This is a genomic window from Butyricimonas sp. DFI.6.44 (assembly GCF_022132345.1).
GTDB classification, from domain to species: Bacteria; Bacteroidota; Bacteroidia; order Bacteroidales; family Marinifilaceae; genus Butyricimonas; species Butyricimonas muris.
On sequence record NZ_JAKNJD010000007.1, the window covers coordinates 263,316 to 286,533 of the forward strand.

The window sequence follows — 23,218 nt, forward strand, 5'->3', positions numbered from 1 at the left end:
TATAAATAAAAGGCACCCGTGGGAAATGATGCCTTTTACCCTCCAATTCGTTTAGTTTGTCTACAGTTCAGCGTGTTCGAACTTAAAATCAAGCCAATAAGTAGCCCGCTTTGCCGTAAACTTCAACACGCAATAAGTGGGGTCATCCTTTCCGCCGGGGAAATGCTGGATAAACCAATCCTGCCATAACGCGTCTTGCTCTGCCTTGTCGGTAACAACCTCGATATCTCCGGTCAGCACGACACTATTGATTTCCTTCTGGAAACACACTCCCGCTTTCGGGTTCACCTCAAAATGTTTTGTTTTCTCGGAATAGGTTCCCGTCGAGAACCAGATCGTGGTAATTCCCTCGTTTTTCACCTTGGACATGGGTACCGGACGGGGATAACCATTCTCGTCCACGGATGCCAGCACCACGCTATCACACTGTTCCAACAATAATTCCGCCTTACGTTTAAATTCTTCCATTTTCAATACATTTAAAAATTATACTTGCAAATATAAGAGAGGGAACACTCTAAGCTCTTGTAAAAAATCGACTTTTACCCGTCTAAATATGTAATCGGAATACCTTTCGGCAAAGAGGCAAACACGGAAGGCGGACTTCCGGACAATCGCTTGAATTCTTTTACCAGATGCGACTGATCATAATAACCACAATCTATCGCCACGGAGAAAAGATTGTCACGAGTTACTTGACGCAACACATCCATGGTGCGGCGAAATCTCACGATACGGGTATATTCTTTCGGGGTATACCCGGTCGCGTGCTTAAAACGACGTTCAAAATGCCGTTGACACAAACAAACTTGCTCCATGAGTTCCCGCACGGGAATTTTTCCATCCGCTTGATGCATCAACCCGACCGCCCGCGCCACCTGCTTATCCACCTCCCCGGAATAACGTAAACAAAACAACAAATATCTCTCGATTATCAGCAAACGTTCCTTCAAGGTGTTCTTCTCCCTCAAAATTGCAGCAAAACCAGCGTTAAACAAAACATCCAAATCCGGTAGAAACACCCGCTGATCGGTAAACTCACTCATGGGAATCTTCGTGAAAACGGTCAACCCACAGGGAGTAAACCTCACCCCGATCAAGTGTATCATCTCGGAACAAACCTGCAATTCGGAATACGCCCGCATGGGACCGACAAAATAAGCCTGCATACCTCCTATCTTCATCCCGTTTTGATCTGCCAAGTTAGCCGACTCATCCAGATTAAATATAAAATCAGTACACCCGTCCGGCAAAATTTTAATGCGCTCCTCCGGCTCTAACGTACCCTCCATCACCCAATACTTATCTATATAGGGTGCCAATATTTCATGAGGCTGATATTCTTTATACATCGGTTGGTCTATATATCGGTTTCTCCAAAAACAAATCTACACAAAAAAATCCGGACTATCCACATGATTCCACGCCAATACTGGGGAGAAATTCCACACGTGAGGCAATTAATTCCCCATATTCCACAATATCACGAATCGACACATTCGCTGTATATCAGTCATTTAAATATAATAAAATACCATGGCATACCAGTTGTTTTATTTAAGACATAGAATAAAACATCAAAAACAAAAAAACTATGAGAACGTTTATCTTTTTAACGATTAGTCTGTTTTCTATCGCTTTTCTGGGCAGTTGCGTGGAAAGTTCACAAAAATATAAATCAGCGTTAGCGAAAATTGATTCACTACAAGCCATCAGCAACACTCAAGGCGATGAAATGGAGAAATTACTGACCGATCTAAATGACATTTCAGCCGGAATGCAATCTATCCGGGAAGCGGAACATATTCTTGCTGTTGAAGCACAAAGCGACAGCAAGAGTAACAAGAGCAAAGCACAAATCACCGCTTTAAAGAACGACGTGCAAGCCTTGGCGGACGCTATTGAAGGTTACAAGACTCAAATAGCCAAGTTGGAAAAATCCAACAAAAGCCAATCGGCACAATTCAAGAAATTGATCGCCGGACTGAACGAAGAATTGGCTATCCGCGACCAAAAACTCAACGAACTCAACCAAGTTCTCGCCGCAAGAGAGAAAGAACTGGGTATCAAAACGAAACAAATTGCAGAATTGAATCAAAACGTGGAGAACCTGCAACAAGAATCAACCTCACAAAAAGAAACGATCTCTCAACAGGATCAAACGATGAACACCGTTCACTACTTGTTAGGTTCCAGAAAAAACCTGAGAGATGCCAACGTGATCACACGGCAAGGAATCTTTTGCCCGCCAATCGTATCCACCCAAGCACAAAACGCTGCATTCGTGGACGGTGATATGCGCGAGTTGACCACGATAGCGTTGAACTCCAAGAAAGCAAAAATCCTTTCCGTTCACCCAAGCGATTCATACGCCGTGGAAGAGGGAAACGACGGTATGCAAACCTTGAAAATCAGCAACCCGAGTGCATTCTGGAAACAAACCAAATACTTGGTAGTGATGATTAACGAGTAACTTCAAATTCACACACTCATATACACACAACACACACAGGCAAGGTGCTCCGGATTCTCCGGGGCATCTTTTTTTATTTGCATCTTCTCGTATTTTTTCAGAACTTTGTACACGACACGAAAAGAAAAGACTATGAAAATGCTCCTTCTCATCTCATTATGCTTGTTTATGGAAAACGAACCGGATTTCGTGAAGCAACAAAAAAAATATCCCCGCGTGCGGAATGCTTACCAAGAAAAAGAAACTTTGTTAAGACAACGATTACAAGATGCAGGGTTATCGTTTGACAATATACATATCCTTATCACGGCTTATAAACAGGAAGAGAGCTTGACGGTCTACGCTAAAGCACCTAAAGACTCCGTGTACAAGAAAATCACGACCTATCGCATCTGCGCCCGCTCCGGTCGCTTAGGCCCTAAACGCCGCCAAGGTGATCTCCAAGTACCGGAAGGCTTCTATCACATCAGCCATTTCAACCCTGCCAGCAATTACCACCTTTCACTGATGATAAACTACCCGAACCGGTCGGACAGACTGAAGAGCAAAGCATCAAACCTCGGGGGAAGTATTTGCATTCACGGCAATTGTGTCACGATCGGATGTCTCCCGATGACCGATAATCATATTAAAGAGATATACCTGTACGCCGTGCAGGCACGTCAGAACGGGCAAAAGAATATCCCCGTCTATATATTCCCTTTCAAATTCTCGGACAAGAACGTGGTGCGATACAGGGAAACCTACAAAGCGTATCCCGACTTGCTTGACTTCTGGGACAATCTGCGTTCCGGACACGATCTGTTTATCAAAGACTTAAAAGAATTGAATGTTTCCGTCGACCGCCTTGGTAATTATCTATTCGCGAAATAGAATAACCTATCCTTAAAATCACTACCTTAGCGTGCAATTACAAAAAGGAGAAAGCAATATGCTATTTAACAAGAACGAACAAAAACTTTCCCCGGAAATCGAGGAAAAACTGAAATACTATCGTCGTCAGGGACACGTCGTTCCTCCCCGGAAAATCATTAAAAATGCAGAACAGATAGAAGGTATCCGGGAGAGTGCCAAGATCAATACCGCCGTGCTTGACCACGTGGCGGCACATATCCACGAGGGAATGTCCACCGAAGACATCAACACGCTGGTCTACGATTTCACCGTGGCACACGGGGCTATCCCGGCACCGTTGAATTACGAGGGATTTCCCAAAAGCGTGTGCACCTCGATCAACGAGGAAGTTTGCCACGGCATCCCGAGCAAAGACGTAATTCTGCGCGACGGGGATATTATCAACGTCGATGTTTCCACCATCTATAACGGTTACTTTTCCGACGCCTCCCGTATGTTCATGATTGGCAACGTTTCGGAAGCCAAACAGCGCCTAGTGCAAGTCACGAAAGAATGTCTTGAAAGAGGAATCGAGGCTACCAAACCATGGGGATTCCTCGGTGACATCGGTGCCGTCATCCAAGCCCACGCCGAAAACAACGGTTATACCGTGGTACGGGAATTTTGCGGGCACGGGGTAGGACTGAAATTCCACGAGATACCCGAAGTGGAACACGTGGGACGCAAAGGCACGGGAATGCTCCTCGTACCCGGCATGATTTTTACCATTGAACCCATGATTAACATGGGAAAAGCGGATATATTCATAGACGAGGAGAACGATTGGACAGTCATTACCGAAGACGAACAACCGTCCGCCCAATGGGAAAATACCGTCTTGATCACCGAAACGGGAATAGAAATATTAACATGGTAAGCTCCTACACATGGCTTCCGAACAGATAGACTCCCCGCTCGTCGACTTACTCCGGCAATACAAGTTATTGCAACAGGAATACGAATGCGAGAAGGAGATGTTTTATCAACAAACCCAACGAGCCGGAATACCGAAACGTATCCGGCAAGGCGTGTGTTGGTACCCGGTAGCCCCCAGACGAAGCTACTACAACTCGTTAAACCAGTTGGTCGTTGAGATCAATCGTGACGAGAATGACGAAACGGAACACAATTTCGAATACGGTCGTCCGGTTTGCTTTTTCAAGTTTGACGATGCCGGGCAATTACGCTATTTCAATTTCTCGGCAACTATCAGCTACGTGCACGAGAACACGATGCTGGTCGCGTTGCCTCATCCCGATGCCTTGCTGGACGTACAAAACGCCCGCGAATTGGGCGTTCAATTGTATTTCGACGGTACTTCATACAAGACCATGTTTGCCGCGTTGACCGAAGTCATGGAAGCAAAGAACAACCGTTTGGCACACTTGCGGGAAGTACTTCTCGGCGGTATCACCCCGCAACAACGAGAAATTCTCCCGACACGCCTCATGTGGCTGAACCCTTCGCAGGAAAAAGCGGTCAATCGGGTACTCCGTGCCAAGGAAGTTGCCGTCGTACACGGTCCCCCCGGAACGGGCAAAACGACAACCCTAGTAGAAGCCGTGTACGAAACACTGCGTCGGGAAAACCAAGTACTGGTATGCGCCCAAAGCAACACGGCAGTAGACTGGATAGCCGAGAAGTTAGTAGACCGGGGGGTAAACGTCATGCGAATCGGTAACCCGACACGGGTAAACGACAAAATGCTCGCATTCACGTACGAACGCCGGTTCGAATCACACCCCTCCTACCCGACGTTACGCTCCGTCCGAAGTGCCATACGGGAAGCAATAGCTCGAGTCAAACGCTTGAAAGGAAACAAAAAAGAATCGGAACGCTCCCGCTTAAATCGCCTGCGTGACCAAGCCATTGAACTGGAAATCAGAATCGACGCCCAACTCTTCGGGGAAGCCCGCGTGATAGCCTGCACTCTAGTAGGTTCCGCAAACAAGATATTGAACGGGAAAACATTTTCCACCCTTTTTATCGACGAGGCGGCACAAGCCCTCGAAGCCGCTTGCTGGATAGCTATCACCAAAGCCAACCGGGTCGTATTTGCCGGAGATCATTACCAACTCCCGCCCACGATCAAATGTATCGAGGCGGCACGAGGCGGATTAGACCGGACTTTGATACAAAAAATTTCCCGACGGAAACCGGAAACTGTTTCCATGCTCGAAATCCAATACCGGATGCACGAGGACATCATGCATTTCCCGTCAAAATGGTTCTACCGGGGACGCCTGCAAGCCGCTCCCGAGGTGAGCCACCGCAATATCCTCGAGTTCGACACCCCCGTCGAGTGGTTCGACACGGCACGACTCGAACTTTCGGAAGACCGCGTAAACGAAACCTTCGGGCGCATCAACAAGCTGGAGGCAGAATTATTGGTACAACAATTACAAGAGTATATCGAGAAAATCGGGATAGAACGAGTTTTAGACGAAAGAATTGACTTCGGACTAATCTCTCCATACCGGGTGCAAGTGCAATACATCCGCCAACTCATCAAGCACAACCGCTTCTTTCATCCCTTGAAACGCCTTATTACCATTCACACCGTCGACGGTTTCCAAGGTCAAGAACGAGATGTCATTCTCATCAGCCTCGTCCGTGCCAACGAAGACGGCAACATCGGGTTTCTCAATGACCTGCGTCGCATGAATGTCGCTATCACCCGGGCCCGCATGAAACTTATCATACTCGGCGATGCCCCAACCCTCACCCGCCACGCTTTCTACAAAGCATTGTATGAATATATCGGGGAGAGAGGGAAAATAATCAATCTATAAATTGACACCCCAACTTCAATAATTCCAAACAAAAAGAGGGCCGTGGAAATCAGCCCTCTAATTCAACAACAACAACTAGACTCAACAAATCACTTGTTTTAAATTACTAACCCAAGTATCTATTCTTTTATCTGTCAACTCGGACTCGTTCGCCTCGTCCAACGGTAATCCCACGAAACGACCGTCCACGCACGCGACAGAATCATCATAACTATACCCGTCAGCATCCACGCTACCGATAAACTCACATCCTGTCCCTTGAAGTTCATTGTAAATAATACCGATTGCATCACAGAAAGAACCACCAAACGACATACCGTCCCCGCAACCGAATATCGCAACCATCTTGCCGGACAAATTCTTACCTTTCAACTTATCGAGAAAAACACCCCAATCATCCTGCAACTCACCGATTCCCCAAGTTGAACTACCCAACAACAAAACATCATATTTATCCACTTCGTCCACTTTCGTGTTACCCACGTTAAACACGTTTGTTGTACCCAAGCGGGAAGCAATCGCTTCCGCGACTCCTTCTGTTGCCCCGGTCGTGGAGCCATAAAATATTCCTATCGTTTTCATCTTTATCTTTCTTTTTTGTTCATGACAAAGATAACCCCTTCCACTCCCCCGTGAAATCCCTATAAATAGCTAAATTTTACCGGCACTATCCCTACATGGCGGTAGTTGTCCGTTTTAAAGCAAAAGCAACCCGTATTCCCGAAGCACTTGCATTTCCTTACCATACCAAAACGGCAGGAAATCCTCGTGAATAGCCGTTTCGTAATCCCAACAAAAATCTTTCAGCAAATAAGGCTCTCCAACATCCGCGCTTATCCGGGAAAAGATATCATGCAGAAAAACGGCAGTTTCTTTTTTTATCTTCAAATGAATATCCCGCGTAGTATCATGGAGCGTCAACACGATTTTCCCCTTTTTCACGATCTCCGCACCGAACTCGACCTCTCCCCCGATCCAATACAAACGCCGAGGATATAAATTCTCCACAGATTCGCTCGCCTCCATTTGCTGTTCCACGAAACGAGGCGATACACTTGAAACAGGAATTTTAAAATCAAACCATTTCTGCAAGGGTAAATCAAACCCCACGCCTCGCATATAATTATATAAAGAACGACTCAAACCGTCACCCAACCGTTCATGATCACCTCCCTCCAAATCCTCGAAAGCCACATCATTGCGGGCAAACCCACCGAAAGGCGGTTCCGTCACCCGTGTACCGAAAAGCCCCGGTGCCTGTCCGACCGGGCTATGCGCCGTCATGGCAAAACGATGCCAGAAACCGGATTGAATCAACCCACGCTCAAACATCTGCCGCACGACTTCCAGCGAATCGACCGTTTCTCTTGCGGTCTCCGAGGGGAAACCGTACATCAAATAAGTATGCACCATAATTCCGGCTCGTGTAAAATGATCCGTCGTCCGTATCAATTGAGGCAATGTCACACCTTTATTGATCAATGCCAACACCCGTTCGGATGCCACTTCAACCCCGCCCGACACGGCGATACAGCCCGATGCCTTCAATAACCTGCATAAATCCGCCGTGAAAGCCCGCTCGAAACGGATATTCCCCCACCACACGACAGTCAAACGCCGCCTCAATATCTCCAATGCCATTTCCCGCAACAACATAGGAGGTGCCGCCTCGTCCACGAAATGAAAACCGCCCTCCCCCGTCTGTTCCGTCATTCTCTCCATCCTGTCCACGATAGTTTTCACCTCGTTCGGTTCGTAGCGTCGGATATAGTCCAACGTACCGTCGCAAAAGCTACACTTTCCCCAATAACACCCGTGAGCCAATGTCAATTTATTCCATCTCCCGTCACTCCATAACTTATGCATCGGGTTAATTATCTCGATCACGGAAATATACCGATCGAGGAACAACCCCGAATAATCGGGAATCCCGACTTCCCTTTGAGGAATAATCGCCGCCGCAACATCGTCGTGATACACCACTCTCCCGTCTTGTAACATAAACGTACGCACCAACCCGCTCTCGTCCAACCCTCCCCGCACGTGTTCAATCAAACGTGAAATCGGCAACTCCCCGTCATCCAACAATAAATAATCGGTATACGCAAAGAAACGGGCATCTGTCAGCGAACGCAATTCCGTGTTGGCAAAACCGCCTCCCATGGCAACCGTCACCCCGGGATAATGCTTTTTAATCCATTCCCCGCATCGCAAAGCACTGTACAAATTCCCCGGAAAAGGAATAGTCACCGCCACGATATCCGGGTGATAAGCCTCCATTTTCTCGGTCAGCAATCCCGTGAGATATCTATCCGTGAAACTCAACGGCTTTGCCAGCTCGGCAGCCAACTCATCAAACGATGAAGCCGAACGTCCCAAATGCTCGGCATAACGGCTGAATCCGAAATTTCCGTCCACGGATTCTTTCAAGAAATCCGACAAGTCTTCCAGATATAGCGTCGCCAGATAGCGGGCTTTATCTTCCATCCCCATCATCCCGAATGCCCATTCCATATCCTCCGTCTGCCCGAATCTCCCCGCTCTCGGCAAAAAACTTTCTTCACATATCGAATAAGCCAACGTGCGGTTCTTCCCTTGTAAAAAAGCAATCACCGCATCAATCGTGCGGGTATACTCTTTCCTCAAAGCATAAATCCGCTTTCCATTGTTTGATAAAGACTGTTCCCCCGCCTTCTCGAAAAGTTCCGTCAATCCCCGGGAAGAAAATATACCCAAAATAACCTCCAGACTCAAATCAACCTGTGCGGTCGGGATTCCCCTCGTGTTCAGGAAACCTTTCAAGTACATCATCGAGGGATATGGCGTGTTCAATTGCGTGAACGGAGGTGTCACTAACAACACCGGGGAAGAATTATTCATAATCATCATTTTATACTTAAACAAATGTACGCTTTTTTTATTCTAAGCCAAAATTTAGGATGTATCACATTTTTTTTATAATTTGGCAAACAATAAAAATAACTAACAATTTTGACTATCATGAGTAAAAAAGAAAAAAGTATCGAACTACTAAACAGGGCGGTAGGCGATGAATTGCTTGCTGTACACCAGTACATGTATTTCCATTTCCGTTGCGATGATATGGGGTATGACTTATTATCCGGTCTTTTCAAACGTACCGCCATTCAAGAAATGATGCACGTGGAGCAACTTGCCGAGCGTATCCTGTTCTTGAAAGGGGAAGTTGAAATGAAAGTTTCCGGCGACGTGAAGAAAATTCACGAACCCAAAGAGATGCTGGAACTCGCTACCGCCATGGAAGTCGGCAGCGTGAACGATTATAACGCTTGGGCAAAAGAATGCGCTGAAAACGCTGATGCCGTATCAAAGAAATTATTTGAAGCTTTGGTAGCCGAGGAAGAAGTTCATCAAGACCAATACGAAACAGAATTGGACAACCTTGAGAAATTCGGGGCTAACTATTTGGCTTTACAATCCGTTGAACGCAGTAAAAGTGTGGCCACTGGGACTGCTCCCAAGGGAGAATAACTTACAAGAAAAAGCGACTCAGAACGGGTCGCTTTTCTTTATTTTCGGTTTTACCAGAATCCTCAAAGACTGATCGTAAGTAACGTAACTCCACATCCAGTTGATCAGAATAAAAAGACGGTTCTTCACCCCGACGATACTCATCAAGTGAACCAACAACCACAACAGCCAAGCGAAGAATCCCCGGAAACGCACCTTGGATAATTCCGCCACGGCATCGTTTCTCCCGATTGTAGCCATAGAACCTTTATTCTTGTATTTAAAAGGACGAAGGGGTTTGCCCTTGATCATACTTCGTAAATTATTTGCCAGTAAACCGGCTTGCTGTATCGAGGGTTGCACCACTTGAGGGTGCCCGTTGGGATAATCCGTGGTAATCATCAATGCCGTATCGCCCAACGCGAACACATCAGCCATTCCCTTTACCCGGTTAAACTCATCCACGAGCAATCGATTTCCCCGCCCGTAAGCTTCTCGCGGCAGTCCCGGCAAACTATTCGCCTTTACCCCGGCTACCCAAAAGACATTATTTGTCACGATCTGCTGCCCGTCAACAAAGGTCAACTTCTCCCCGTCATACTCCTTTACCAACTTTTTCAACAAAATCTCCACGTGCATACTTGACAGACTACGGGCAACCTCCAACGAGGACTTTTCCGAAAAAGCGTTCAACAAACGCTCACCCCCATCTACCAAAAGAATCCTCATCTCATCCCAATCCAATTCCGGGTAGTCTTTCGGGAGCATAAACTTTTTCATCTCCGCCAACGCCCCGGCAAGCTCGATACCGGTAGCCCCACCCCCGACAATAACGAATGTCAACCACCGTTTACGAGTATCATCATCCGCGCTATTCAATGCTTTCTCGAAACTCTCGATCACCCGGTTACGATTGAACAAAGCATCCGACGTTGTTTTCAACTGCATCGTCCGATCCGCCAAAGTAGAGTCACCAAAGAAATTTGTACCTGCACCCGTGGCTATCACCAGATAATCATAAGAAATCTTACCTATTGATGTTTCTATACAATTCTTTTCCGAAACCACTTTCTCTACCGTGCACATCCGAATGTGGAAATCATGACGATACTTGAATATCTTCCGGAAAGGAAAAGAAATCGCACTGGGCTCTATCCCCGAAGTAGCCACTTGGTACAATAAAGGCTGAAAAAGATGATAATTGTTTTTATCCAACAACACCACTTGAAAATCACGATCATTCAATTTACGAGCTAATTTCAACCCTCCGAAACCTCCACCCACGATCACAACCCGTTTCTTTGTTCCCTGATCCGGGATATTACTAATTGCATCCATAATTACAACTTATTTTCACAGTTGTACGAATAGATGCGAAGAAACGTTGCGTTATATTTTGGTTTATAAAGTTCATAAGATTTATAAACCTTATGAACTTTATAACTTATTAAAACCGGTAAGCCAATCCAATGGAAGGAGTAAATGCCGTGGATTTATACTTTCCACCAAACGACTCATCTTGACCCGTCACCACGTTTTTATAGGGATATTTGCCATCTCGGTCAAATCCTTGAATATACAGGAAAGCGACATCTATCTGCAAATTCTTGTAAGGCTCGAATGTTAATCCGGCAGAGATACCTAATTTGTTCATTCCCGGAGTTTCCGGATTATACAAGTTCTTCCGGATCGGTGATTGGTCAAAATATACTCCCGCACGAACATCCAAACGCTCCGTGGCCTTATAGCTCGCACCGATACGGTAAGTCATCGCATTTTTATAATTCTTCTCCGCCTTGATCGGGGCTATGCCTAACTCGGCCTCGTTGAAATACACGTTTAATGAATCATAAGCACTCCAACCCACGTATTGCAAATCCAACGCCAGTTCCCAACGATCCGTAGGGCGATAGCTTACTCCCAACGTCGTGTTGGAAGGCAAAGGCAATTCCGCGTGGAAAGATCCTTGATCATATTTCGGGATAGAGAGATTCGGAAAATTTGCAGGCAAATAACTTCCGTACTTAGCCAATAACAATTCCATCTGTCCGAACATATTCTCAATATTCCGATTGGAATAAGTCAATTCGGCATCCCCTTCCTTTACACGCATCTTTATCTTTGAACGATACGATAATCCCACGGTAACTTTATCACAAACATCATACATAATACCCACGTTAAATCCTACTCTCATATGAGCATTTCCCTCTAAACGAGCGTAAGCAGGCGGAACCGTTGTGCTTTTCATCAGAGTTACCATATCCTGCAATCCTTGCTTTTCCGCATCAGTCAAGGGAAGTCCTGCCAATAAAGGCAAATAATTTTCCAATGCCGTTCCTATCCCTTGAAAATCCTTTGCCCCCATCAATCCGCGGGAAAGATTCACGTTACCCCAAGCCAATTGCAAACCGACACCGATACTCAACTTATCCGTGATCTTATATGAAAGCGTGGGTTGTATTACATAGGATTTTAAACTAATATCCTGAATCAACGACGCACCTTCCCAATGCTTCGGCCATTTCAAGGAACTCCCGTAAGGAGTCGTCAAACTGATACCCGCTGCCAGATTATCATATATCTTAAATCCCGCGTAAGCGTATAATGGCGTACTCACCGGGTTATCCGTTTTAGCGGAATATCCCGCGTTACTATATTTCGCTTTCGCCATCACGGCTGAAATTCCAAGTGAAAAATCCATATTTGTTTTCAAGAACACCAACCCTGCCGGATTAAAATGCATACTCTCTGCCCCCAACTTCATCCCGACGCCCACGTGTCCCATTCCGGTCTGTTTCGTGCTCAACAAATTTACTTGATATCCCTCGGCAAAAACCGACAGGCTCAACATACAAGTCATTACCAATACGACTAATTTCTTCATACAATCTACTTTACATTATTACTCTACTATTCTTCTATAAAATAAAAGATAGTTATTTTTAAAATTAAAGGCACAAAAATAACATTCGCCTCCTCAAGTTGTTTCTACTTTACGGTATGCAATAAAAATTGGTTACCTTTGTACCCAAAATCTATATGCCATGATAACCTTTGAAATAGACACCGAATACATTGAATTAATAAAATTACTGAAAGCCACCCGCGTAGCCGAAAGCGGCGCGATGGCAAAGATTCTTGTCGAAAACGGAGAAGTCACTCGCAACGGAGAACCGGAATCCCGTAAACGGGCAAAAATAACGAAAGGCGAAATCATCACCGCCCTCGGACAAAGCATTAAAGTGATATAACAAAGAAGCCGACTGTAAAAACAGTCGACTCCCTCGATATACTCAAAACAATCATTTTTTATGTTTGTACCACTCTTTATTTTCTTCCCCGAACGATGACGCCCATTTCGAAAATTGCGGGTAAGTCACATCAATTCTCTTTCCCTCGTCTTTACTCTTCAAATCTAACGATTCGTTAATAATATGTATCGCGAAAGGGAAATTATTATCCGAAACAAAATAAATTCCTTTCTCCGGATCAGACAAATCATGCCCGTAATGCAACAATTTCGTGTCCATCAAATCGGTCGGTTTGTAATTCGGCAAATGCACTTCGTGCCCCCGTCCCTCGTTCGTATTCACGATAATAAAAGGATTATAAGGAGGTAACTCCAGTTCATTCGTCTTCGTGGGCACATTCAATGTCATCTTTACCGTGAACGTTCTCTGCTCCTCCGGGGCATTTATCACATCCAAAGCACTGTCAAATAAAATAATCGTGGCATCATTCGGTTGCGCATACTCAAGTCCTTTCGCGTCCTTAGCGAAACGAGATTGCCCCGGGTAAGTGGTTTCAACACTCATACTACCAACTTTATACTTTCTAAACCCGTACTGATACCCGAAACCACTCTGCAATTGTGCCCCGACATTTTTCACTGTCCACGAGTCCTCTACCCGAACCAACAAATTACCTTTATTCAAAAAATGCTTTATATGATATTCAACCACCATATCATTCATATCATAATCGCCTTGATACGGCCAAATATCTTCATAAGCCAAAGTACCCTCGTAAGTCATGGAATATGCCACGCTCCCGTCATTCGGGAATTCATCATCCACATCCGGGACTCCATCCCCGTCAGTATCCGTCATATCCTTACCGTCCGGCATACTTCCGTCATTATATTCCACGTGGTCATCATCCGCATCAATGGAAAAAATAAAATCACGATACACGGGTGATGAATTAAAATTCTGATCCTCAAGTCCCACGTAACGCACTTTTGTATTGGGATCACGCACGATAATCGTGTGGCTGCGTTGTTCTGTATTCAAACTTGTATTCGAGAACCCGATAGAACGTCCGCGTGCAACATCCACTACCGTATGATTATTAGCGTCGTATCCTCCCGCCAGAATAAACCACCCGATTGTCACTCCCGCCGGGAAAGTTTCACTCCACTCCTGCTTTACCTCATCCCAATATTTAAGCCGCACGTTATCTCCCAACTGCAAACCACCTTTTTCGGGGAATGTTGCATTCGGGAAAAGGATAATTCTCTGCACTTCTTCCGCTGTCTGTGGCGGGTTGTTTGTCGAGTAATAATAATATCCGACCGTATTCGTACGGGTATTCCCGGAATTATTGATAACCACGACATCCACCGTTGCCCCATCCTTTATCACGTTCAAGTTCGCCTCACTATTTTTCACGATATAATCACTCACGTTTGAATCATCCATCTTCAACGTCGCATTCAACATGATTAAACCGTCTACCGAAATATCTTTTTTTCCGCCCAGATTGGAAGGAACACCTTTATCATTCCAAGTCATACCATCTATCACCTTCATGCCTACCGGATAAGTCGAATGCACGTACCCGTCCTCTCCTGCCCGGGATACCATACTTCTTCCTCTTGAAACCTCCAACGTCTTCACCATAGGCACGGCTATACTCGCCGAATATAAATAAATCTCATTCACGTAAGTCGGTACTTGAACCGTCTCCGAATACTCGCCATTTTCATCCGTGAACCCTCTGAATAACGGTTTCAGATTTTCTTTTTTCACCGTCCTCCCATTTATCGTATCCACGGGATACTCCGCGTAGGCCTCAAAAAACACCTCGTACCCTTTCGGTACATCATACTTCACCTCTGCCGTCAATTTATTTGCCGTACGGAAATCAAAATAATCACCGGAACCTTCAGGAGCCTCTTTTTTCGACAAATCCTTATCAACGCATCCCGCCAATAAAAACAACGAGGCAATAATTCCCCAAACAAACACCATTCTAAAATTCATAATCAATCCTATTTAGTCATACTTCGATACAAATGTACGACATATTTCTCATTTTATATTTATCGCGACAAAGTATTTTTATTCAAACCATTAGACGTACACGATACACAACCACGACCAACACGACAGCAATTACCACGCCACCCCACACGATCCACACCCAACTCCCAACTCCACTCTTTTTGACCTCATCGACACTTGTATTTTGCTCCAGACCTCTTTTTTCACCGGTAGTCAACTTTACCTTCGTCGTATCCTGATCAGTAACTTTCTCTTTTAGACGGATTCTAGTGTCTATTTCTACAAATCTATCATGACGATAAAGAACATGAGCCCGATGACCGAGGCGGAGATCATAGCCGCCCGAAAAAACATGGAAAGCAGGATAAACCCGTGAGTAGCTTCATGTTTCTGGTAAACGTGAAAGAAGCCCTCGGTTACACGCACGAGCAAACTCTCGACAGCAGCTACGCACTGATCACCGGAATGTTGCAGGAATACGCCTACATGTGCAACGAACGCAACAACCTCCTGTACGGCGACGAGGAGGATGAAGACTACCCCTTCGAGTGGGTGGAACTCGTCAATTTCACCACGGGTAAAACAAAACGCTTGACAGTTTATCACCATCAAGCGTTTTTCTGTACCCAGAACAAGACTCGAACTTGCACAGCCGTACGGCCACTAGTCCCTGAAACTAGCGTGTCTACCGATTCCACCACCTGGGCATTGTATCTAAGAACTTCGGACAAAAAACCTTGCAACTCCCTGCTGCAAGGCTTCTCTTTTTTGTTGTCCCACAAGGATTCGAACCTTGACTGACAGAACCAAAATCTGCTGTGCTACCATTACACAATGGGACAATCGTCATGTCAATTCAACAAGTATTTTGTTTTTTGACGCTGCAAATGTATAGCAATTTTTCATTTCACCAAAACAAAATGCGGAAAAATTAAAAGAAAATTGCTATTTTCGTGCGGTTGAAAAGGAACAAATTTAGGATATCCTTGATTACTAATAAGAAATATAAATTCAAAGAAGGAGAAGCATGTGCAACATTAAAAATCACCCCACGTTAAGTTACAGGTTGATCAATAATGTCACCGGATGGGTGGCGTTCGTGATAGCCAGTATCACTTACATTCTCACGGTAGAACCGACAGCCAGTTTATGGGACTGCGGCGAGTTCATCACAACGTCAGTCGGATTACAGGTAGGACACCCTCCCGGGGCACCTTTCTTTATGATTGTTTCGCGACTGTTCGCCATTTTTGCCCCGTCCCCGGAAACACAGGCTTACATGATTAATATCATGTCGGCGTTATGTTCGGGCTTCACGATACTGTTCCTGTTCTGGACAATCACGCATCTGGCCAAGAAAGTTGTGATTAAAAAAGATGAAGAATGTACCATGGGACAATTGTACGCTATCATGGGTGCGGGTCTGATCGGTGCGCTATGCTACACGTTCTCGGACACGTTCTGGTTCTCCGCCGTGGAAGGCGAGGTATATGCCATGTCGTCCCTGTTCACGGCTGTCGTGTTCTGGGCGATCCTGAAATGGGAGAACGTGGCGTTCCAACCGTACGCCAATCGCTGGCTTGTATTCATCGCTTACATGATCGGGCTTTCCATCGGGGTTCACTTGTTGAACTTGCTGGTAATTCCCGCCATCGTGTTTATCTACTATTTCAAGAAATACGAAACGACTAAATGGGGTGTGATCAAAGCTGCCGCTTTATCCTGCGTGATCCTCGGGACTATCCTGTGGGGTGTGATCCCGTACGTGATCATTATCGGCGGATGGTTCGAACTACTGTTCGTCAACAGCATGGGGCTACCTTTCAACACGGGAGTAGTTGTCTACGCTATCCTTCTAATTAGCGGACTTGCTTACGGTATATATTACACGTTGAAACACAATCACACGATCGTCAACACGATCCTGACCTGTTTCGTGGTCATGTTGATCGGCTACTCCTCCTACGCCATGGTGGTTATCCGGTCGGTCAGCAACCCTCCCATCGACGAGAACAGCCCGGATAACGTGTTCGCGCTCCTTTCTTATATAAGCCGCGACCAGTATGGGCAGGAACCGTTGATCTACGGACCTTATTACAACGCCCCGGTCATTGCCGTGGAAGAAGGCGGTCCGATCTATTACCAGAACGAGAAAACCGGGAAATACGATGTCGTGGGACACAAGACCGAGGTGAAATACGATCCTCATTTTTGTACCATCCTGCCGCGTATGTACAGTACCGCGCGTGACCCGCAGTCTTACATCGAATGGGTGGGATTACCCGCCGGCCCCACGTACTCGGTAGACGGACAAAACCGTCAAAAACCGACTTTCGGGCAAAATTTGAAATTCATGTTCCGTTATCAGCTCGGGCACATGTACCTGAGGTATTTCATGTGGAACTTCTCCGGAAGACAAAATGATATTCAAGGACACGGTGATTTCCGTTACGGGAACTGGATCACGGGCATTCCTTTCGTCGACAATATGCTGGTCGGCGATCAAAGCATGATGCCCGACACGTTGAAGCACGACAAGGCAAACAACAAATATTACATGCTTCCTTTTATCCTCGGGTTACTGGGTATGTTCTACCAATACCAGCGGGGAAAACAGGGAAAAAAAGACTTCTGGGTGGTTATGCTGCTCTTCTTCCTCACGGGTATCGCCATCGTGCTTTACTTGAACCAATATCCTTATCAACCGCGTGAACGGGATTACGCTTACGCCGGATCATTCTACGCGTTTGCCATCTGGGTAGGATTCGGGGTACTCTACCTTTGGGAACTTCTCCAAAAGAGAATGGATTCCCGCAAAGCTGCCATCGCAGTAACGGCAGTTTGCCTGTTCGCCGTACCGGTGAACATGGCGGCGCAAAACTGGGACGACCATGACCGCAGCGGACGTTACGCGGTGATCGCGCATGCCAAAAACTACTTGAGCACCTGCGCCCCGAACGCCATACTGTTCACTTACGGGGACAATGACACCTTCCCGTTGTGGTACGCCCAAGAGGTGGAAGGCTTCCGCCGGGACGTGCGCATCGTGAATTTGAGTTTGCTTGCCGGGGACTGGTATATCGACCAGATGAAACGAAAAGCCTACGAATCACCGGGGGTACCAATCTCTTTCACGAAAGACCAATATCATTACGGAGTACGCGACTTCGTGGCTATCGAAGAGAGAACCGACAAGCCGTTCAGCATCTCCGAAGTAATGAATTTCGTCGGTCAGGACGGTGCGGAATACAAGACGAACCGCTATCAAGGCGAACCGTTGAATTATATCCCTACCCGGAGCCTGTATCTCCCCGTGGACAAAGAGAAAGTTCTCGCCAACGGAACCGTGCAACCGGAAGATGCAGACGAGATCGTGGACAGGGTGGAAATCAAGCTGACAGGCAACTCACTGAATAAATCCCAACTTATGGTACTCGACATTCTGGCTGCCAATAACTGGGAACGGCCTGTATATTTCGGTATCGGCATGGGACAGGACAGCTACATGGGCTTTGACAAATACTTCCAGCTGGAAGGTGCCGGCTACCGCGTGGTACCGATCAAGACGGAAAACAAGGATGCATATTACGAGTTCGGTCGCATCAACTCGAACGTGTTGTATGACAATTTGATGAATAAGTTTGTCTGGGGAAATATCAATGACCCGAAAGTAAATATCGACCATTTCCACGACAATACCATTGCCGTGATGAAATACCGGAATACTTTCTTGCGTCTTGCCCAGAAACTGGTGGAAGAAGCCGTAAACGAAAGTACGGTACTCGGCGACTCCACGATAAGTGAAATCGTAGACTCCTCGAAGATGCAGGAAGCCGTCAAAGTACTGGATAAATCACTGGAAGAAATTCCGCTTTACCAAGTTCCGGCAGATTATTTCTTGATCTATTATATCCCGATCTATTACACAGCGGGAGAAAACGAGAAAGCAAACGATCTGGCATGGGCTTTGGCACTGGATAACGCTCAAACGTTAAGATATATCCAATCTCTATCCGCCAACCGCAGGCAAATGCTTAACCGGGACGAACGGAACAGCATGCAGATACTGCAAATGTTGATCGGATGGGCAAGAAGCAGCGGCGAGGAAGATTTCGCACAGGAAGTACAAACCATGGTGGAGAACACGCTGACCGGGAAACCGATCACCAGTAACCGGGTGAATAAAAACTTCCCGATAGACAGTAAAATGAATAAACAATAAAAAGGGAAAAATTCCCCTTTTTATCAGTCAAAAGTCTATAAAGTCCATAAGGTCTATAAGGTCACGGGTGTCCTTCGGACTATATCAACGGCAATAAAATTGCCGTTATAGTAAAGCGCCCGCAGGAGCCATGGACTTTCGACTTTATGGACCTTACAGACCTTACGAACTTTATTAACTTTATAAACTAAAAATACAATGATCACGATCGACCATATTAAAGAGCTGGCAGAGAGAGGTGAAGCATTGAGGAGGTATCTTTGACATAGATGGTAAAAAGGTACAACTCGCTGAAGAAGAATTAAGAACGCAAAATCCCTCCTTGTGGGATAACCCGAAAGAGGCGGAAGTCTTGATGAGAAAGGTACGCGAATTAAAATCATGGATAGAAGGATACGAACAAGTAACTTCTGCCGTGGGCGATTTACAGGTACTTTTCGATTTCGCCAAGGAAGGAGAAGCCACCGAAGAAGAAGTAGACGCCCAATACGAGGAAACCGTACGGGTAGTAGAGGATATCGAGATGCGCAACATGCTGCGTAAAGAGGAAGACCATTTCGGTGCTATCATGAAAATCAATTCCGGAGCCGGGGGTACGGAGAGTATGGACTGGGCAAGCATGCTCTACCGGATGTATATCCGTTGGGGTGAACTGAACGGTTACAAGGTAAAACACGTGGATTACCAAGAAGGTGAAGAAGCGGGTATTAAATCCGCCACGCTCGAATTCGAGGGCGATTACGCTTACGGCTACCTGAAGTCGGAAAACGGCGTGCATCGTCTCGTGCGTCTGTCCCCCTACAACGCGTCGAACAAGCGCATGACCTCCTTCGCCTCGGTATTTGTCTATCCCGCCGTGGACGACACCATCGAGGTCACGATCAACCCTGCCGACATCAGTTGGGACACTTTCCGAAGCGGAGGTGCCGGGGGACAGAACGTGAACAAAGTGGAAACCGGAGTACGCCTGCGCCATGCCCCGACAGGCATCATGATCGAGAACACGGAATCCCGTTCGCAATTGCAGAACCGGGAGAACGCCATGCGATTGCTGAAAGCCCAGTTGTACGAACTGGAACTTCGGAAACGTCAGGAAGAAATGGACAAGATCGAGGGAACAAAAAAGAAAATCGAATGGGGGTCACAAATCCGCAGCTACGTGTTCGACGACCGACGGGTGAAAGACCACCGCACCAACTACCAGACATCAAACGTACAAGCCGTGATGGACGGTGAAATCAACGATTTTATCAAGGCTTACTTGATGATGTTCGGCGGCGGGGAAGAATAACATACTGATTCTGTGATTTAGCGATTCAATGATTTAGTGATTAAAAATCACAGAATCGAGAATCACGAAATCACAGAATCTATAAATTCTAAATTTTCATTATGGATTTCAGTAATTGCAAAATATTAATCGTCGGGGACGTGATGCTCGACAAATATTATTTCGGGAAAGTGGAACGCATTTCGCCGGAGGCTCCCGTGCCGATCGTGAATATCGTGACGGAAGAATCCCGGTTGGGCGGAGCCTCGAACGTGGCAAACAACATCAGCAGTCTGGGCGGGCAAGCCACCTTGTGCGGAGCCGTGGGATACGACTTTTTCGGGAAAGAGATCGAGCGAATGGCGCACCGCAAGGGAATCCGCACGGAGTTCATCAAAACAGAGCAACCCACGATCACGAAAGCCCGCATTATCGGCGGACGCCAACAAATCGTGCGCCTTGACTACGAGCAACGACTGGAAGTACCCGAGAAAACAAAAGAAGATTTTAAAGTTCATCTGGAAGAACTCATCCGTGAAAACCCGACTCTCGTGATCTCCGATTACGGGAAGGGCATGATTTCCGACGAAATTTGCACTTTTCTGATCTCGATCGCCAAACAGCACGGGACGCATGTCATCGTGGACCCCAAGGGACAAAACTGGGCAAAATACGCCGGGGCGGATTTAATCACGCCAAACGTGAAGGAACTCGGGGACATCATCGGGCATCCTATCAGTAACGAGGACACCGGAATCGAGGCTTCGGCAAAGGAAATCATCCGGAAGTACGGGTTGAAAGCCTTGCTCGTGACTCGAAGCGAGAAAGGCATGAGCCTGATCTCTGGACAAGAAACCGTGCATATCCCGACACACTCGCAAGAAGTGTTCGACGTGAGCGGAGCCGGAGATACCGTGGTGGCAGCCTTAGCGTTAGCACTGACCGCAGGTAAAGATATCAAGGAATCTATCCGCATCGCCAATATCGCGGCAGGAATCGTGGTACAGAAGATCGGAACCGCCACGCTGACGGCAGAAGAGTTGAGAAAAGCGATGTAGAAAGAAAAGAGTTATAAAGTTCATAAGGTTTATAAAGTTCATAAAGTAATAAACCTTACGAACTTTATAAACCTTAAAAACTCTATGAACTATTTGATTTTAGAAACAAAGTATTTCAAGAAAGTCACATCATCCGTAAGTTCCGGATGAAAAGAGGTCACCAGCATATTTCTTTCTTCAGCGGCAACCACGTGACCGTCCAGTTCACACAATACTTTCACCCCGTCTTCCACCTTTGTTATATAAGGTGCGCGGATAAACACCAGCTCGATCTCTTTCGAGTCAACGGCGGGGATTACCTGTTTCGTGGAGAAACTATCAATCTGGCTACCGTAAGCATTGCGGCGCACGGAGATATCCATAACTCCCAAGTGAGTCACCGAATCGTTCACCAGATCTTTTGCCAACAAGATCATTCCGGCACAAGTTCCCCACACGGGAAGTCCCCCGACAATCTTCTCCCGCAGGGGGGCCATTAACCCCGTGCGATTGAGAATCTTACCCATGGTGGTACTCTCCCCTCCCGGCAAAATGATAGCGTCAATAACGTCCAATTGTTCCGGGTATTTCACGATCACGGGTTCATGTCCCAATGCTTGAATCTGACGCTCATGCTCGACGACAGCCCCCTGAAACCCTAAAATGCCTATCTTTTTCATTATTTTACCACCCTCTCTCGGCGTATTTATTTTCCAATTTGGATATTTCCAACCCGGACATCGGCTCGCCCAAGTTCTCTGACAATTCGGCCAATTTAACCGGATCGTTGTAATAAGTAGTTGCCAACACGATAGCTCTCGCTCTCTTGGCAGGATCTCCCGACTTGAAGATACCGGAGCCAACGAATACACCCTCGCAGCCCAATTGCATCATCAAAGCGGCATCGGCGGGAGTGGCGATTCCACCGGCAGCAAAGTTTACAACCGGCAATTTACCGTTCTCGTGCACGTATTTCACGAGGTCGAAAGGAGCACCCATTTCTTTAGCGAGCGTCATCAAAGCTTCTACCGGGGCAGATTGTACCTGATGAATATCATTGTTCAACTGACGCATATGTCTTACAGCCTCAACCACGTTTCCGGTTCCGGCTTCTCCCTTGGTACGGATCATGGAAGCACCTTCGCCGATGCGTCTTAAAGCCTCGCCCAAGTTGCGGCAACCGCAAACAAACGGTACTTGGAATTTAGTCTTGTCCACGTGATACAGATCATCCGCGGGAGTCAATACCTCGCTCTCGTCGATATAATCAATGCCGATGGCTTCCAATATTTGAGCCTCAACAAAGTGACCGATTCTCACTTTAGCCATTACAGGAATAGATACGGCGTTCTTGATCGCCTTAATCATTTGCGGATCTGACATTCTGGCAACACCGCCATCTTTACGAATATCCGACGGCACTCTTTCCAGTGCCATAACAGCACATGCCCCGGCAGCCTCTGCAATCTTCGCCTGTTCAACATTGGTTACGTCCATGATAACCCCACCTTTAAGCATCTGCGCCAAATTTTTGTTCAATTCATATTTTCCCATAAGGTTCTTCTTTAGAATATTAAAACTATAAATAAACAATTGAAAATAAGTTTCTTAACAAAGAAAAGAATGCTTCCGCAAACGTTTTCTCCCGTTTTTAAAACCTTTTCCAAAACGGGGAACAAATATACAATTTTAGATGAAAAGAAAAGTTTTTTGAGGGACTTTTTCGGACAAATACATCTTCAGGATTGTTACA

20 protein-coding genes and 2 tRNA genes are annotated in these 23,218 nt (G+C 46.3%); 9 read left to right on the top strand and 13 right to left on the bottom strand.

Features of this window, described 5'->3' with window-relative positions; translation table 11 throughout:
* Positions 1-60: 60 nt before the first annotated feature.
* Both L0M98_RS11720 and L0M98_RS11725 read right to left on the bottom strand, forming a co-directional pair.
* The gene (locus tag L0M98_RS11720; RefSeq protein WP_227216039.1) at positions 61-468 is read right to left on the bottom strand and encodes a pyridoxamine 5'-phosphate oxidase family protein; all 408 of its coding nucleotides are present in this window, start codon (positions 466-468) and stop codon (positions 61-63) included.
* Between the two features lie 74 nt (positions 469-542).
* Positions 543-1,352 carry an AraC family transcriptional regulator gene (locus L0M98_RS11725; protein ID WP_186978395.1) on the bottom strand — a complete coding sequence of 270 codons (810 nt, stop codon included), beginning with the start codon at positions 1,350-1,352 and terminating at the stop codon, positions 543-545.
* A 242-nt stretch (positions 1,353-1,594) separates the two neighbouring features.
* Here L0M98_RS11725 and L0M98_RS11730 point away from each other — a divergent pair, with 242 nt between their 5' ends.
* The 4 genes from L0M98_RS11730 (at position 1,595) to L0M98_RS11745 (ending at position 6,159) form a co-directional block, all read left to right on the top strand.
* The gene (locus L0M98_RS11730; protein ID WP_099293794.1) at positions 1,595-2,473 is read left to right on the top strand and encodes a hypothetical protein; all 879 of its coding nucleotides are present in this window, start codon (positions 1,595-1,597) and stop codon (positions 2,471-2,473) included.
* Between the two features lie 168 nt (positions 2,474-2,641).
* Positions 2,642-3,346, top strand: a complete 705-nt coding sequence (locus L0M98_RS11735) for a L,D-transpeptidase family protein (protein ID WP_218014309.1) — start codon at positions 2,642-2,644, stop codon at positions 3,344-3,346.
* Between the two features lie 58 nt (positions 3,347-3,404).
* Complete coding sequence (map, locus tag L0M98_RS11740; protein WP_099294707.1) at positions 3,405-4,244, top strand: type I methionyl aminopeptidase; 840 nt, start codon at positions 3,405-3,407, stop codon at positions 4,242-4,244.
* Positions 4,245-4,254: 10 nt separating this feature from the next.
* The gene (locus L0M98_RS11745; protein ID WP_227216040.1) at positions 4,255-6,159 is read left to right on the top strand and encodes an AAA domain-containing protein; all 1,905 of its coding nucleotides are present in this window, start codon (positions 4,255-4,257) and stop codon (positions 6,157-6,159) included.
* Positions 6,160-6,240: 81 nt separating this feature from the next.
* On the opposite strand, the gene fldA is transcribed toward L0M98_RS11745, so the two are convergent.
* Both fldA and L0M98_RS11755 read right to left on the bottom strand, forming a co-directional pair.
* Entirely contained in the window at positions 6,241-6,741 is a 501-nt protein-coding gene (gene fldA, locus L0M98_RS11750) for a flavodoxin FldA (RefSeq protein ID WP_099294709.1), read from the bottom strand.
* A 114-nt stretch (positions 6,742-6,855) separates the two neighbouring features.
* Positions 6,856-9,039, bottom strand: coding sequence for a B12-binding domain-containing radical SAM protein (locus tag L0M98_RS11755; RefSeq protein WP_227216042.1), 2,184 nt, complete (start codon positions 9,037-9,039; stop codon positions 6,856-6,858).
* Positions 9,040-9,159: 120 nt separating this feature from the next.
* On the opposite strand from L0M98_RS11755, the gene L0M98_RS11760 reads away from it, so the two are divergent.
* Positions 9,160-9,669, top strand: coding sequence for a bacterioferritin (locus L0M98_RS11760; RefSeq protein WP_099293800.1), 510 nt, complete (start codon positions 9,160-9,162; stop codon positions 9,667-9,669).
* Positions 9,670-9,687: 18 nt separating this feature from the next.
* Here the strand turns inward: L0M98_RS11760 and L0M98_RS11765 are convergent, their stop codons facing one another.
* The gene (locus tag L0M98_RS11765; RefSeq protein WP_227216044.1) at positions 9,688-10,986 is read right to left on the bottom strand and encodes an NAD(P)/FAD-dependent oxidoreductase; all 1,299 of its coding nucleotides are present in this window, start codon (positions 10,984-10,986) and stop codon (positions 9,688-9,690) included.
* A gap of 109 nt (positions 10,987-11,095) precedes the next feature.
* Positions 11,096-12,535 carry an OmpP1/FadL family transporter gene (locus L0M98_RS11770; RefSeq protein ID WP_227216046.1) on the bottom strand — a complete coding sequence of 480 codons (1,440 nt, stop codon included), beginning with the start codon at positions 12,533-12,535 and terminating at the stop codon, positions 11,096-11,098.
* 160 nt (positions 12,536-12,695) lie between these two features.
* Here L0M98_RS11770 and L0M98_RS11775 point away from each other — a divergent pair, with 160 nt between their 5' ends.
* Positions 12,696-12,902 (top strand): RNA-binding S4 domain-containing protein, encoded by a 207-nt coding sequence (locus L0M98_RS11775; RefSeq protein ID WP_099293806.1) that lies wholly within the window; start codon positions 12,696-12,698, stop codon positions 12,900-12,902.
* A 51-nt stretch (positions 12,903-12,953) separates the two neighbouring features.
* Here L0M98_RS11775 and L0M98_RS11780 read toward each other — a convergent pair whose 3' ends face one another.
* The 5 genes from L0M98_RS11780 to L0M98_RS11800 all read right to left on the bottom strand — a co-directional run bounded on the left by L0M98_RS11780 (position 12,954) and on the right by L0M98_RS11800 (position 15,778).
* Positions 12,954-14,915 carry an LruC domain-containing protein gene (locus L0M98_RS11780; protein ID WP_227216048.1) on the bottom strand — a complete coding sequence of 654 codons (1,962 nt, stop codon included), beginning with the start codon at positions 14,913-14,915 and terminating at the stop codon, positions 12,954-12,956.
* A gap of 82 nt (positions 14,916-14,997) precedes the next feature.
* Positions 14,998-15,153: a hypothetical protein gene (locus tag L0M98_RS11785; RefSeq protein ID WP_227216050.1), complete on the bottom strand. Its 156-nt coding sequence runs from the start codon at positions 15,151-15,153 to the stop codon at positions 14,998-15,000.
* 62 nt (positions 15,154-15,215) lie between these two features.
* A complete protein-coding gene (locus L0M98_RS11790; RefSeq protein ID WP_227216051.1) occupies positions 15,216-15,545 on the bottom strand; it encodes a hypothetical protein in 330 nt (109 codons plus the stop codon).
* Positions 15,546-15,559: 14 nt separating this feature from the next.
* Positions 15,560-15,643: transfer RNA gene (locus L0M98_RS11795), tRNA-Leu, on the bottom strand.
* Positions 15,644-15,707: 64 nt separating this feature from the next.
* Positions 15,708-15,778: transfer RNA gene (locus L0M98_RS11800), tRNA-Gln, on the bottom strand.
* A gap of 185 nt (positions 15,779-15,963) precedes the next feature.
* Here L0M98_RS11800 and L0M98_RS11805 point away from each other — a divergent pair.
* From L0M98_RS11805 to rfaE1, 3 genes are all read left to right on the top strand, one after another.
* Positions 15,964-19,158 (top strand): glycosyltransferase family 117 protein, encoded by a 3,195-nt coding sequence (locus tag L0M98_RS11805; protein WP_227216054.1) that lies wholly within the window; start codon positions 15,964-15,966, stop codon positions 19,156-19,158.
* 198 nt (positions 19,159-19,356) lie between these two features.
* A protein-coding gene (gene prfB, locus L0M98_RS11810; protein WP_227216055.1) for a peptide chain release factor 2 occupies positions 19,357-20,449 on the top strand; the annotation gives its coding sequence in 2 pieces (ribosomal slippage) (positions 19,357-19,419 and positions 19,421-20,449; 1,092 coding nt in all).
* A gap of 101 nt (positions 20,450-20,550) precedes the next feature.
* Complete coding sequence (gene rfaE1, locus L0M98_RS11815) at positions 20,551-21,486, top strand: D-glycero-beta-D-manno-heptose-7-phosphate kinase (protein WP_227216057.1); 936 nt, start codon at positions 20,551-20,553, stop codon at positions 21,484-21,486.
* A gap of 89 nt (positions 21,487-21,575) precedes the next feature.
* Here the strand turns inward: rfaE1 and pdxT are convergent, their stop codons facing one another.
* Entirely contained in the window at positions 21,576-22,145 is a 570-nt protein-coding gene (gene pdxT / locus L0M98_RS11820) for a pyridoxal 5'-phosphate synthase glutaminase subunit PdxT (RefSeq protein ID WP_099293816.1), read from the bottom strand.
* A gap of 4 nt (positions 22,146-22,149) precedes the next feature.
* Entirely contained in the window at positions 22,150-23,019 is an 870-nt protein-coding gene (gene pdxS / locus L0M98_RS11825) for a pyridoxal 5'-phosphate synthase lyase subunit PdxS (protein ID WP_099293818.1), read from the bottom strand.
* Positions 23,020-23,218: the final 199 nt, after the last annotated feature.